General features: G+C 39.2%; 10 protein-coding genes. 8 read left to right on the top strand and 2 right to left on the bottom strand.

The window, feature by feature from the left end; genetic code table 11:
* The first annotated feature begins 268 nt into the window (after positions 1 to 268).
* A complete protein-coding gene (locus F981_RS18465) occupies positions 269 to 1189 on the top strand; it encodes an acyl-CoA desaturase (protein WP_004724127.1) in 921 nt (306 codons plus the stop codon).
* A 79-nt stretch (positions 1190 to 1268) separates the two neighbouring features.
* Here the strand turns inward: F981_RS18465 and F981_RS18460 are convergent, their stop codons facing one another.
* Positions 1269 to 4625, bottom strand: coding sequence for a DEAD/DEAH box helicase (locus F981_RS18460; protein WP_004724126.1), 3357 nt, complete (start codon positions 4623 to 4625; stop codon positions 1269 to 1271).
* Positions 4626 to 4819: 194 nt separating this feature from the next.
* Here F981_RS18460 and F981_RS18455 point away from each other — a divergent pair, with 194 nt between their 5' ends.
* From F981_RS18455 to vapC, 4 genes are all read left to right on the top strand, one after another.
* Positions 4820 to 5983, top strand: a complete 1164-nt coding sequence (locus F981_RS18455; protein ID WP_004724124.1) for an acyl-CoA dehydrogenase family protein — start codon at positions 4820 to 4822, stop codon at positions 5981 to 5983.
* Between the two features lie 72 nt (positions 5984 to 6055).
* A complete protein-coding gene (locus F981_RS18450) occupies positions 6056 to 7225 on the top strand; it encodes an acyl-CoA dehydrogenase family protein (RefSeq protein WP_004724122.1) in 1170 nt (389 codons plus the stop codon).
* Positions 7226 to 7328: 103 nt separating this feature from the next.
* A complete protein-coding gene (locus F981_RS18445) occupies positions 7329 to 7559 on the top strand; it encodes an antitoxin (protein WP_004724120.1) in 231 nt (76 codons plus the stop codon).
* Positions 7556 to 7951, top strand: coding sequence for a type II toxin-antitoxin system tRNA(fMet)-specific endonuclease VapC (gene vapC / locus F981_RS18440; RefSeq protein WP_004724118.1), 396 nt, complete (start codon positions 7556 to 7558; stop codon positions 7949 to 7951). The genes F981_RS18445 and vapC overlap by 4 nt, the downstream gene beginning before the upstream one ends.
* A gap of 81 nt (positions 7952 to 8032) precedes the next feature.
* Here the strand turns inward: vapC and F981_RS18435 are convergent, their stop codons facing one another.
* The gene (locus F981_RS18435) at positions 8033 to 8635 is read right to left on the bottom strand and encodes a TetR/AcrR family transcriptional regulator (protein ID WP_004724116.1); all 603 of its coding nucleotides are present in this window, start codon (positions 8633 to 8635) and stop codon (positions 8033 to 8035) included.
* A 166-nt stretch (positions 8636 to 8801) separates the two neighbouring features.
* On the opposite strand from F981_RS18435, the gene F981_RS18430 reads away from it, so the two are divergent.
* The 3 genes from F981_RS18430 to F981_RS18420 all read left to right on the top strand — a co-directional run bounded on the left by F981_RS18430 (position 8802) and on the right by F981_RS18420 (position 13210).
* Entirely contained in the window at positions 8802 to 10592 is a 1791-nt protein-coding gene (locus tag F981_RS18430; protein ID WP_004724114.1) for an acyclic terpene utilization AtuA family protein, read from the top strand.
* A 96-nt stretch (positions 10593 to 10688) separates the two neighbouring features.
* Positions 10689 to 11600 (top strand): SDR family oxidoreductase, encoded by a 912-nt coding sequence (locus tag F981_RS18425; protein WP_004724112.1) that lies wholly within the window; start codon positions 10689 to 10691, stop codon positions 11598 to 11600.
* Positions 11597 to 13210: an acyl-CoA carboxylase subunit beta gene (locus F981_RS18420; protein WP_004724110.1), complete on the top strand. Its 1614-nt coding sequence runs from the start codon at positions 11597 to 11599 to the stop codon at positions 13208 to 13210. Before F981_RS18425 ends, F981_RS18420 begins: the two co-directional genes overlap by 4 nt.
* Positions 13211 to 13301 lie beyond the last annotated feature (91 nt).

Genomic DNA, 13301 nt, shown 5'->3' with positions numbered 1-13301 from the left:
CTCAGAAGTGAAACCTCTTAGCGCTGATGGTAGTGTGGGGTTACCCATGTGAGAGTAAGTCATCGCCAGCTTTTAAATCTAAAACACCCCGATCTCTAGAGAGCGGGGTGATTTTTTATGTGCGGTGCTTATCGGGAAGAAAGTTTAGATACATTCATCAAATTTTAAATAGATAATCAATATAAATAAGTAAATCAATGGTTAGCTTTGCTATATTTTAGGCAGTGGATTTCAGTTAAAATCATTAAAATAAAAAAGTAGAAACATTATGTATAAGAAAACAGCTGTGCCGACAATCTATGAAAATTCTGAAACCAATGCATTTGAAGCAAAAGTTATTTGGTCACCTTCAAAGTCTATTTGGGTAATGATGATGTATCTTTTTGGAATTTATGGTGTTTTATTTTTATCATCCATTGAAAACTTTCTAGTATTTTTAATTAGTTCTGCGATTACACTATGCCTTGGGCATTCATTAGGAATGCATCGTCGCTTGATTCATCAAAGCTATGAATGTCCTAAATGGCTGGAATATTTATTTGTTCATTTTGGTGTCATTGTCGGATTAGCTGGTCCTTTTGGTATGGTGAGGACACATGATACTCGTGATTGGGCACAGCGCCAACCTCAGTGTCATCCATATTTTTCTCATCAAAGCTCTTTTCTAAAAGATGGTTTTTGGCAAATACATTGCGATATCGTTTTAAAACATCCCCCTATATTTAAAGAAGAATCTATTCTCGATACTCAATTTTATCATTTTATGGAAAAAACGTGGATGTTACAGCAATTGCCTTTGGCACTTATTTTATATCTGATAGGCGGCGTAGAATGGGTTATTTGGGGAACTTGTTTGCGTGTTGCAATTTACGTCACAGGGCATTGGCTGATTGGATATTTTGCTCATAATTCAGGCCATCGTTCGTGGCATGTTAACGGTGCAGGCGTACAAGGCTATAACATTAAATTTTGTGGCTTAATCACTATGGGAGAGTGTTGGCATAATAATCACCATGCATTCCCTGGTTCAGCAAAACTAGGATTGGAAATAGGTCAATCTGATCCTGGTTGGTGGGTATTAATAATATTAAGTAAAATTGGATTAGTTAAAAATCTAAAACTAGTCGCTGATTTGGAAGAGCGGCAAGAGCTTGTACCTTATCATCAAAAAGCTGACGAACAATGCTAATCAAAAAAGCACTATCAAACACTTTTTTGATTTAAGCTCTATGCGTAAAATTCCCCATCTACATTATAGGTGGTGATTATCAATCCAATAAACTCATGACATCATCTTCAGACAATTTCACTTCATTTTCATGATCAATACTTAGAATAGATTTGGCAAGATCAGCTTTATTTTTCTGTAAGGCTAAAATCTTTTCTTCAATACTCTGGTTGGTAATCAACTTATAAACAAATACAGGTTTATCTTGACCAATACGCCATGCACGATCAGACGCTTGATCTTCAGCGGCTGGATTCCACCAAGGGTCATAATGAATCACTGTATCAGCAGCAGTGAGATTAAGCCCGACACCGCCTGCTTTTAAACTGATGAGGAAAACAGGAATATCGCCTGCTTGGAATGCCGTGATCACTTCATCACGTTTCTTGGTTTGTCCAGTAAGTTTTACATTTCGAATATTTAAGGCTTTTAAATGCTCTTCAATAAGTTGTAGCATCGTGGTGAATTGAGAGAAGATTAAAATCTTACGTCCTTCCTCAACCATATCTTGAACCATTTCCAATAAATGATCTAATTTTGCTGATTCAACATTTTGATTCTTGACTTGATCAAGTTGTAAAAGGCTTGGATGGCAGCAAACTTGTCGAAGCTTAAGTAATGCACTTAAAATTTGAATCTGACTACGATGGAAGCCTTTAGCTGCAATCAACTCACGAATATTCTTTTGCATTGTTGCACGAACAGCTTCGTAGAGCTTGGATTGCTGTTCATTCATATCAATATTGACTTCAATCGTGGTTTTTTCAGGAAGCTCTTTCGCCACCTCTGTTTTTAAACGACGCAACATAAACGGTTTAATACGAGAAATGAGTTTGGTTTTAACCTGAAGATCTGAATGTTTCTCGATAGGATTACGATATTTTTTATTAAACAATTCCTGACTATATAAAAAACCAGGCATCAAGAAATGGAACAATGACCATAATTCGCCCAAATGGTTTTCCATCGGTGTGCCAGTTAAGCATAGACGATGTTTTGCTTTGATTTGTCGTACAACTTGAGAGGCTTTGGCCCGAGGGTTTTTAATGTTTTGCGCTTCATCTAAAATCAATAAATGATATTGATAGGGCAGTAAAAATTCTTCATCACGGCCCAAAAGCGGGTAGGTGCTGAGCACAATATCTACATTTTTAATCTCTTGAAAATGTTCAACACGATCATGCCCTTGTAAGACCAAAACTTTTAATTCAGGGGTGAATTTCTCAGCTTCTTTACGCCAGTTATGCATTAAAGATGTTGGTGCAATAATCAAGGCAGGGCGTTGATTTAATCGGCCTGCCTGCTTTTCTAATAGAATATGTGCAAGTGTTTGTGCTGTTTTACCGAGTCCCATATCATCGGCAAGGATACCGCCATGTTCAGTTTCGCGTAAAAACTGTAGCCATGCTAAACCTTGTTGTTGATATGGGCGTAGTTCGCCTTGGAAACCTTGTGGTGTACAGATTTGATCTTGATAACTATTTTGAAGCTTTTCAGCAAATATTTTCAGGCGTTCGTTGGTCCGCCAAGGCATGCCCAAATGATGCTGTAAATCTAAGAATTGAGCGGCATCGTATTGATCTAATGTTGCAGATTCAGGATGTCGTAAAATTTCTTTTAAATAGATCAGAATGGGCTTAATTTCTTGATTTCTAAGTGCCAGTTGTGTTTGAGCTTCTTTTAAATGAACAATTAAGAAGCTGTCACTGTCCATTTTTTCAATATAGTCATCTTCTAAAAGATGTGGATTATGCTGTATTGCATAGCCAAGAAGATCAATCAGGTTATAGGTGTTGCCATTCATATCCTGAATCGTCGCACCGACATTAAACCAGTCTTGTTTTTTTTCAGATTCATTTAATGAGAGTTGCAGGTTTTGTGTTGCACTTAAATTGAACTGACTATCTAGGGTATGTTCAACTTTCCAGCCGAGGCCTTCGATTTTATTTTCAGGAACCAATTGCTCAACCCAAGCCATTGGATCTGCATAAACAATTGAGTTTTCACTGATGTCATCAAAAGCAGGGCGTTTGCTTTTTGGTAGCTTGCTAATCCTTTGCATGGATTTAACTGAATGAATTAATTCATCAATATGTTTCTTTTCAGCAACTAAATCGCGTTGTTGGCGAACTGCTTTTTCATCAATATTGATAATGAAACTTTCATCAGGGAAACCCGCTTTAATTCGTCCAGCTGAGTATTCAAATTCAATTTCAGCAATTGCATAATGATGCATATGACCAAGACGATCATATTGCGGATGTGTTCCAAAACGTAAAATAGGTGTGGGTTTGCCTTTTAATATTTCTATACTTTGTGCAAATGGTGCTTGAGGTAAATCTTCAAAAAATGCATAGGGTTGAATCACTTGCTCAAATTCAGCCATTAATTCCACAGGCATTTGTGGCATATTCAGCAATTCTTCGATCATTTCACTAGAATATAAAGACTCAAGTACACCGACTTGGTTTTTAAGAGTATCGAGATAACTTAATGGATGAGAATGAATAATATAAATTTGTTCAGCATGGTCAGGTGAAATTTCTAGATGATTTTCATCAAAAAATTGTGCTTTAAGTTTCTCTGTTTGTTGTTCTGTACGCGTTTGCCAGTTGAATTCAATTTTATAAGATTGATCAGACCATGTTAAAGGTAATCTTTGTACATCTAGTGCGTAACAAGCGCTACTTTGAATAGCCGTTCTTAGATGTTCTTGATAGATTCCTGAAATATCCCATGACGCTGGATAAAAATGAACATCGCTAAAATTTAGCTTAGCGAAAAAGTACAAATGACTAAAGATTTTCTTTTCTTCTTTGCTCACTTTAAGACGTTCATTTAATACATTGTCATAGCTGGTGTAGAGCGCGGTATCTCTAATTTTTCCATCTTTGTTACGACGAACTTTAAAAACACTGAGTTGTAATTTAGCGGTGTTATTTTTTGGTTGGAAAATATAAATAAGTTGGTGCTGTACTGGCATTTCAGTACGTTGAACTTGTGCCAATTGTTGTTTAAATTGAGCGAGCCAAGCTTTTGCCGTAGTGTGGGTAGAGCTATTTGTTGTGGTTTGAGCTTGGTCTAATGGGTTTAGTTTTTGACGTGCAGCTGGGTTGGAAAGTTGTTGATCATAAAAATAACGTGCAAGTGCAGCCGAATGCTTACAATCGTAACCAACAGGGCAACTACAGTCGGTATCCACAATTTTATTTGTTAAAGGATTATAGATAACAGCCGTTTCATAATAATCCGTTCCCTGAATTTGTGCTTCGATGACTAAATTATCCCGATCAGGGTAGACCTCTAAGGATTTTAGATCAATTTTTTTGACATAACTCAAGCTTCTTTGAATGGTTGCAGGGTTAAAACGTGATAAAAATTGATTCAATGTCGCCATTATTTATAGAGCTAAAAATTAAAAGGAAATTACTAACAGTGTAACGGATTTTTGATCATGAATCTGAAATTAATATATGAGTTTTGATCAAAAATGACATGTTCTTAAATACAAATTGATCGTTTCTGCAACTTTAAATTAAATAAAATCTGTCAGTATAAGTTTTTCAAAATAATGCTGGGAAGCAAATCAAGATGAAGCATAATCCAATTTACTATACAGATCAGCATTTTGCATTTGCAGATTCCATTCGAAAGTTTGTTCAAAAAGAATTAATGCCACATATCAATCAATGGGAAGAGGCAGAAACCTTTCCAAAAGAACTTTATAAAAAAGCCGCAGATATCGGCTTATTGGGGATAGGTTTTGACGAAAACTATGGGGGAATTCCAGAAACCGATGCTTTTCATGTGTTGTTGTCTTCGATTGAGTTAGCTAAAACAGGTTCAGGTGGTTTATGTGCTTCCTTATTGTCACACTCGATTGGCGCACCTCCGATCAATCATTTTGCTTCAGATGAGATTAAACAAACTGTACTGACTCAAATTTTAGCAGGGGAAAAAATTTCAGCGTTGGCGATTACTGAACCCACGGGTGGGTCTGATGTGGCAGCACTTAAAACCAAAGCTGTGCGGGATGGTCAAGACTATATTGTCAGTGGCGAAAAAACCTTTATTACATCGGGCATTCGTGCGGATTATTATACCGTTGCAGTACGTACAGATCCTGATGCCAAAGGCCCGAATGGTATCTCGATGTTATTGATGGATGCCCATAGTGACGGCATAAGCAAATCAAAACTCGACAAAATGGGATGGTGGGCTTCGGATACAGCTCATCTCCATTTTAATCAAGTTCGTGTTCCTGCAAGCAATTTGTTGGGGGCAGAAAATATGGGTTTCCTTGTGATTATGAATAACTTCAATATGGAGCGGTTTTTTCTTGCTGCCAGTAGTTATGGTTTTGCATTAGCCTGTTATGAAGAAGCATTGGAATGGGCACAAGAACGAAAAACCTTTGGTAAACGTTTAGTTGATCATCAAGTGGTTCGGCATAAATTAGTCGATATGGCGACTCGCTTAACCACAACACTTGCTTTGTTGGAGGATACTGCTTATCGCTTAGGGAAGCCTGAAATGCAGGGCAATGAGTTGATTGCGCAAATCTGTATGCTTAAAAATGTGGCCACTCAAACTATGCAATTTTGTGCCGATGCAGCTGTACAAACTTTAGGGGGCATGGGCTTTATGCGAGGCACTAAGTCTGAACGGATTTACCGTGATGTTAAAGTCAATATGATTGGTGGTGGGGCGGAAGAAATTATGAAAGACCTCGCGAGTCGTCAATTGGGCTATTAGAATATCGAGAATGGATTAAACTAGAACTGTACACAATAAATCGCAATAAAAATAAACAGGGAACAACAAGATATGGATCATTTAAATAACCCGATTTACTACACCGCTGAGCATCGTGCATTTGCAGACAGTGTGAAGAAATTTGTTGAAAAAGAGATTTCTCCTTTTGTGAATGAATGGGATGAGGCTGAAACTTTTCCTCGTGCGCTTTATCAAAAGGCTGCTGCAATTGGTCTATTGGGTTTAGGCTTTGATGATGAGCATGGGGGAATCTCAGATGCAGATGCATTTCATGTGTTCTTAGCCGCAGTCGAAACAGCCAAAGCAGGCTCTGGTGGCGTACATATTTCTTTGATGATTCATACCATTGGTACACCACCAATTCATCATTTTGCTCAGCCACATATTCGTGACAAGGTGATGCCACAAATTATTTCAGGCGAAAAAATTTCTGCACTTGCGATTACTGAACCAAGCGGCGGTTCTGATGTTGCTGCATTACAAACCAAAGCAATCCGCGAAGGTGATTTTTATCTGGTGAGTGGTGAAAAAACCTTTATTACTTCAGGTATGCGCGCAGATTATTATACGGTAGCGGTGAGAACCGATCCTGAAAATAAAGGTGCGAGTGGTATTTCGATGTTATTGGTCGATGCACACAGTGATGGCATCACTAAATCACCTTTAAAGAAAATGGGTTGGTGGGCATCAGATACTGCTCATTTGCATTTTGACCAAGTGAAAGTTCCTGTAGAAAATCTTCTTGGTGAAGAAAATGCAGGCTTTAAGGTCATTATGAAAAACTTCAATATGGAACGCTTTTGGTTGGCCTCTATGGCCTATGGTTATGCTGTGGTCTGTTATCAAGAGGCTTTAGAGTGGTCTAAAGCGCGGAAGACTTTTGGAAAACGCTTAGTTGATCATCAAGTGGTACGACATAAGTTGGTTGATATGGCGACGCGTTTAACCGCAACACGAGCATTATTGGAAGATACTGCTTATCGTATGGGGCAGGCTGAATTACAGGGCAGTGATTTAATTGCACAAATTTGTATGTCAAAAAATATCGCAACCCAAACCATGCAGTTCTGTGCAGATGCAGCAGTGCAAACCTTGGGTGGCATGGGCTTTATGCGAGGGACTAAATCTGAGCGTATTTATCGTGAGGTCAAAGTAAATATGATCGGTGGTGGTGCTGAAGAAATCATGAAAGATTTGATTAGTAAGCAGTTGGGGTTTTAATGACAAATTTTTAAGTGATAAAAACTTACAATGTTGGTTTTTGCTGAAAAAATAACCATGGTATGATATATACCAATGGTTATTATCAATTTAAGGAGTCCTTATGGAAGTAGCAAAGATTTTTCAATCAGGACGTAGCCAAGCTATTCGTTTACCTAAAGCATTTCGTTTTGAGGGTAAAGAAGTTGTGGTTAAACACTTTGGTAATGGTGTTTTGCTATTACCTTTAAATAATCCTTGGGAAATTATGCAAGAAGCTGTGTTTGAGTTTGAAGATGGTTTTTTGTTTGAGCGGGAAGATCAAGGCATTCAAAGTCGAGAAGAATTATTGTGATTTACTTACTTGATACCAATATCTGTATTTATATTATTAACAACAAACCAGCACATGTATTTGAAAAATTTAAACAATATCAATTAGGCCAGCTGTCAATTTCAAGTATTAGTGCTTCGGAGTTGGCTTTTGGGGTAGAAAAGTCAGGGTCTCTGCGAAATAAAAATGCTTTGGATAAATTTTTAGCTCCTTTAGATGTTCTTCCCTATGATGAAAGTGCAATTTGGCATTATGCAAAATTAAGACAATCATTACAGTCTAAAGGACAAATGATTGGTAGCTTAGATATGTTAATCGCAGCACATGCGCTAGCATTAGATACTGTTTTGGTGACAAATAATATGAAAGAATTTGAACGAATTGATGGATTAAAATTAGAAAATTGGGTTTGAACGTTAATTTTTGAAAGAATTATCTACTTATTAAGTAAGTTGAATCATCTGTTCACCTCAAATTCTTATATTACGTTTGTATTACTTATGAATCGCCATTTCCAAAACGATTTCAGTCAGTTCATCTAAGCTCATTTTACCATTGGGATTATACCAAGTGACGGTCCAAGCAATCGCACCGCCCAACAAACGGCGCCAAATAAAAGCATCATGCTGAATTTTGCCGAGGTCGCGTAATTTCTCAATCACATCCAACCAGATATCCTCATAATCATTTCGCAGTTTAAGAAGTTCATCTTGCCGTTGTTTTGACAACGCAAACCATTCATAAACTAAAACAGCCATGGCTGAACCGGTATCTCCAGTAATCGAAATTAACTCAGCTTTGATCAAGTGTTTTAACTGTTGTTCAGCATCATCCGATTTTTGGATTGCATCAAGCATACGGGCATGATTGTAAATAATGGTTTCATGCATGATATTGGCAAGAATATCATCCTTGCTTTTAAAATGATGAAACAAGCTACCCGATTGAATTCCAATGAAATTTGCTAACTCACGAACTGTAGTTTTGGCATAACCTTGCTTATGAAATAAATAAGCAGCACCAAGTAATAAACGACCTTTAGGGCTGTCATCAAAACATGCGATTGGTTGGATATCATCGATTGAGTGAGCAATCATCGGATCATTTTTTCCATAAAGTTAAGCAAATTATTCATTGTTTAAAACGTGTTTTAGCACATTTGCCAATTCAGGATAACATTTTGCCCTTTACAAACCAAGCGCTTGCTTGGTAGATTGGCGTATAAATTTTATTCAGAACAATGAAAACAAGATAGGTGTGAAAATGGAAGATCAACGTATTGTGAAAATTGGATGTGCTTCAGGTTTCTGGGGAGACACCAATACCGCAGCATTTCAGTTGGTACATTTGTCTGACATCAATTATTTGGTTTTTGATTACCTTTCAGAAATCACCATGTCTATCATGGCAAAAGCGATGATGACCAATCCAGAACATGGTTATGCTTTGGATTTTGTCAGTCGGGTGATGACACCGCTGCTTAAAAAAATCAGTGATAAAAAAATAAAAGTGATTAGCAACGCCGGTGGTGTCAATCCATTGGCATGTCGTGATGCCTTACAGAAAGTGCTTGAAGCACAAGGATTGGATTTAAAAATTGCAGTGGTATTAGGGGATGACCTAATGCCACAACAAGCCGAATTAAAAACACAAAATATTAAAGAGATGTTTAGTGGCGAAGATTTGCCTAGCCAATTAGCCAGTTGTAACGCATATCTAGGAGCTGTTCCAATTCGAGACGCACTTGATCAAGGTGCAGATATTGTCATCACTGGGCGAGTGGTGGATTCAGCTGTGGTGCTTGCACCTTTGTTGCATGAATATCAATGGTCCTTAGAGGATTATGACAAGCTGTCCCAAGGTTCTTTAGCAGGGCATATCATTGAGTGTGGTGCACAATGTACAGGTGGCAATTTCACGGATTGGCGCTTAGTACAAGGCTTTGACAATATGGGGTTTCCAATTGTTGAAGTGAAAGCAGATGCATCATTTATCGTGACTAAACCAAAAGGAACCGGTGGACTGGTTTCGGTTGCAACTGTTGCTGAACAAGTTGTCTATGAAATTGGTAATCCACAAGCGTATTTATTGCCCGATGTTACTGCAGATTTTAGCCAAGTGAAATTAGAACAGGTGGGTGAAGATCGAGTTTTAGTGATTGGCGCAAAAGGTAGAGCACCGACACAACAATATAAAGTCAGTGCAACCTATCCTGATGGTTATCGTGTCTTGGTGAGTTTCCTGATTGCAGGACGCGAAGCCCCTGAAAAAGCCCAAGTAATTGCAGATGCAATATTAACTAAGTGTGAGCGTGTTTTAGCATTACGTTCAGTTCCGCCATTCTTAGAAAAATCAGTTGAAATATTGGGTATTGAAAGTACCTATGGTGCAAATGCACAGCCAATCAATAGTCGAGAAGTGGTTGTCAAAATCGCTGTAAAGCACATGTTTAAAGAAGCATGTATGTTTTTTGCTTCTGAAATTGCCCAAGCATCTACTGGAATGGCACCTGCATTGGCTGGAATTGTTGGGGGGCGTCCCAAAGCTTCCCCTGTGATTAAGTTGTTCTCGTTTTTAGTGGATAAATCAAAACTAAGTGTTGTGATCGACATCAATGGTCAGCGTCAAAATATACAGATTCCATCAGGTTGCTCAGATCAATCTTTTGATGTTGTTGCAGTGGGTGAAGTTGCTCAATTTACGGGTCAGGAGATTGAAGTTCCTTTAGTTGAAATTGCCCATGCTCGGAGTGGCGATAAAGGAAATCACAGCAATATTGGAGTGATCGCACGTCAGCCTGAATATCTACCCTGGATTCGCGCCAATTTGACTGAGGAAAAGGTCAAAGAATATATGCAGCATGTTTTAGACCCTGAAAAGTCTAAAGTGATTCGTTATGAAATCACGGGATTTAATGCCTTAAATTTTATGCTGGAAAATGCCTTAGGTGGTGGAGGAATTGCCAGTTTACGTATTGATCCACAAGGCAAAGCTTTTGCTCAGCAGCTTTTAGATATGCCAGTCAAAATCCCAGCGAGTTTAAAGTCTTTCTAATCCTTGTTTACGAAAGTGGGGGGACTTCCTCGCCTTTAAAAAGGGAGCTTAGAGCGAGATTTAAGCAAGTTAAAAGACAACAATTTGGATATAAAAATGCATTATCACTCAATATTTAGATCGGATGCTTTTCAGGACCAAGTCATCATTGTGACCGGTGGTGGTTCGGGTATAGGACGCTGTACTGCTCATGAACTGGCTGCTTTAGGGGCTCAAGTGGTGATTACAGGGCGGAAAATTGAAAAGCTGGAAAATGTCAGCAAAGAAATCATCGAAGATGGTGGCAAAGTTCATTTTATCGTTTGTGATAATCGCGAAGAACACAACGTGAAAGAGATGATTGCTGAAGTGATTGAAAAATTTGGCAGACTCGATGGCCTTGTCAATAACGCTGGCGGTCAGTTTCCCTCAAATTTAGAAGGCATTTCTGCCAACGGTTTTGATGCTGTGGTACGCAACAACCTACATTCAACTTTCTACTTAATGAAAGAAGCCTATAACCAATGGATGGCAAAACATGGTGGCAGTATTGTCAATATGGCAGCTGATATGTGGGGTGGCATGCCGGGGATGGGACACTCTGGTGCAGCCCGTGCTGGGGTAGATAATTTAACCAAAACAGCAGCGGTGGAATGGGGACGTTCTGGGGTACGTATTAACTGTGTTGCACCTGGTTGGATTGTTTCTTCAGGAATGGACAATTACACCGGTGATTTTGCCAAATTTATTATTCCAAGTTTGGCGGGGAATGTACCCCTGAAACGAATGGGTACCGAATCTGAAATTTCTTCAGCGATCTGCTATTTGCTTTCAGAAGCAGCAGGTTTCATTTCTGGCATGACGATTCGTATTGATGGCGCTGCGTCCTTAGGCACTCGAATGTATCCATTGGCAGATGCTTCGAATAGCGAGTCGTTTAATGGCTTCCATCGTGCCTTTATTCCAGATGTATTAAAACAACAATTGAGTGATCAAACCAATAACCAGCAGACAGGAGAAAATTCATGACTGTTCTCCAATCCGAAATTGCAGTTGGCAGTGAGCAATTTGAACAGAACAAGCAGGCATTACTTGCTCAGATTGCCGAAGTGCGTGCAGTACAAAATAAGAATATTGAAAAATCTTATGCAGCCAAACCCAAATTTGACAAGAAAGGTAAAATTTTACCGCATGAACGTGTCCGTTTAGCTCTTGATGCTGATTCACCATTTGTAGAACTGTGTGGCTTGGTGGGTTATGCCATGCATGATGATAAAGATGGTTCAGATGCAGGTGGTGGGATTATTTCAGGGATCGGTTTTGTCAGCGGTGTTCGTTGTCTGATTTCAGCAAGTAACAGTGCAATCAAAGGCGGAACAATGTCACCGATGGGAGTACAAAAAACCTTACGTTTGCAGGCGATTGCTTTTGAACAAAAATTACCGATGCTGACTCTCACTGAAAGTGGGGGTGCCAACTTAAATTACGCTGCTGAAGTATTTACTTATGGTGGAATGACCTTTGCCAATCAGGCACGGCTGTCTGCCGCAGGTTTACCCCAAGTCTCCGTGGTACATGGTAATGCAACAGCGGGTGGAGCGTATCAACCGGGTTTATCTGATTATGTGATTGCAGTTCGTAAGCAAACTGAGATGTTACTCGCAGGGCCACCTTTACTTTTGGCGGCAACCGGAGAAGTGGCAACAGCAGAGGAACTCGGTGGTGCAGAGATGCATGCACAGGTTGCTGGAACAGCAGAATTTTTAGCCGAGAATGATGCCGATGGAATTCGTATTGCTCGTGAGGTTTTTGAGCATCTTAACTGGAAAGAGCAAACTCAAAAGTTAAATTTAAGCTATAAAGAGCCACGTTATCCTGCCGAGGAGCTGTTAGGGATCATTCCTGCAAGTCCGAAGCAGCCTTTTGACATGAAAGATGTGATTGCACGAATTGTTGATGACTCTGAATTCTTTGAAGTAAAACAAGAATATGATGCATTGACCGTGTGTGGCTGGGCAAAAATTGGTGGATTACATATCGGAATTATCACCAATAATGGACCGATTACCCCACAAGGCGCCACCAAAGCTGCACAGTTCATTCACCTCTGTGAACAGACCAAACGTCCATTACTGTTTTTACATAACACCACAGGCTTTATGGTCGGAACTGATGCTGAACAGAACGGCATTATTAAGCATGGTTCGAAATTGATTCAGGCCGTTGCCAATACCACTGTACCGAAAATTTCTATCGTTGTGGCAGGTTCCTATGGCGCGGGCAATTACGCGATGTGTGGACGTCCATTATCACCGCAATTTATTTTTGCATGGCCAAACTCGCATGTAGCGGTGATGGGTTCAGCTCAGGCTGGCAAGGTATTACGTATCGTAGCGGAAGGAAAGCAAAAAGCTTCAGGGATGGAGCCTAACGAGCAGATGCTAGATTTCTTAGAGCAAAGTACAGCAGCAAAATTAGAACAGCAGTCAACCGCCTTATTTAATACGGCCATGTTGCATGATGATGGAATTATCGACCCGCGTGATACACGCAAAGTCCTGATCTTCTTATTAGAAACAATTTATGAAGCAGAACATCGCAAACTAAATCCAATACGATTTGGTGTATCGAGGCTTTAAAAATCCTCGCCCTTTGCAAAGCTCATCATTCCTCATCTTTTAAAAGTGGGGTGTTCTCCGCTTTATTAAAGCGAGTTAAAGAAGATTAAAT

The sequence above is a fragment of the Acinetobacter guillouiae CIP 63.46 genome (genome assembly GCF_000368145.1).
In the GTDB taxonomy this organism is placed as follows: Bacteria; Pseudomonadota; Gammaproteobacteria; order Pseudomonadales; family Moraxellaceae; genus Acinetobacter; species Acinetobacter guillouiae.
Note: the sequence above shows the minus strand (reverse complement) of the source record. Positions and strands in the feature narration are given on the sequence as shown.

Coding starts and splice junctions, on each gene's coding strand:
- F981_RS18455 (WP_004724124.1), top strand. CDS start 4,820: ATGAAGCATAATCCAATTTACTATACAGATCAGCATTTTGCATTTGCA.
- F981_RS18430 (WP_004724114.1), top strand. CDS start 8,802: ATGGAAGATCAACGTATTGTGAAAATTGGATGTGCTTCAGGTTTCTGG.
- F981_RS18465 (WP_004724127.1), top strand. CDS start 269: ATGTATAAGAAAACAGCTGTGCCGACAATCTATGAAAATTCTGAAACC.
- F981_RS18450 (WP_004724122.1), top strand. CDS start 6,056: ATGGATCATTTAAATAACCCGATTTACTACACCGCTGAGCATCGTGCA.
- F981_RS18460 (WP_004724126.1), bottom strand. CDS start 4,625: ATGGCGACATTGAATCAATTTTTATCACGTTTTAACCCTGCAACCATT.
- F981_RS18445 (WP_004724120.1), top strand. CDS start 7,329: ATGGAAGTAGCAAAGATTTTTCAATCAGGACGTAGCCAAGCTATTCGT.
- F981_RS18425 (WP_004724112.1), top strand. CDS start 10,689: ATGCATTATCACTCAATATTTAGATCGGATGCTTTTCAGGACCAAGTC.
- F981_RS18420 (WP_004724110.1), top strand. CDS start 11,597: ATGACTGTTCTCCAATCCGAAATTGCAGTTGGCAGTGAGCAATTTGAA.
- F981_RS18435 (WP_004724116.1), bottom strand. CDS start 8,635: ATGATTGCTCACTCAATCGATGATATCCAACCAATCGCATGTTTTGAT.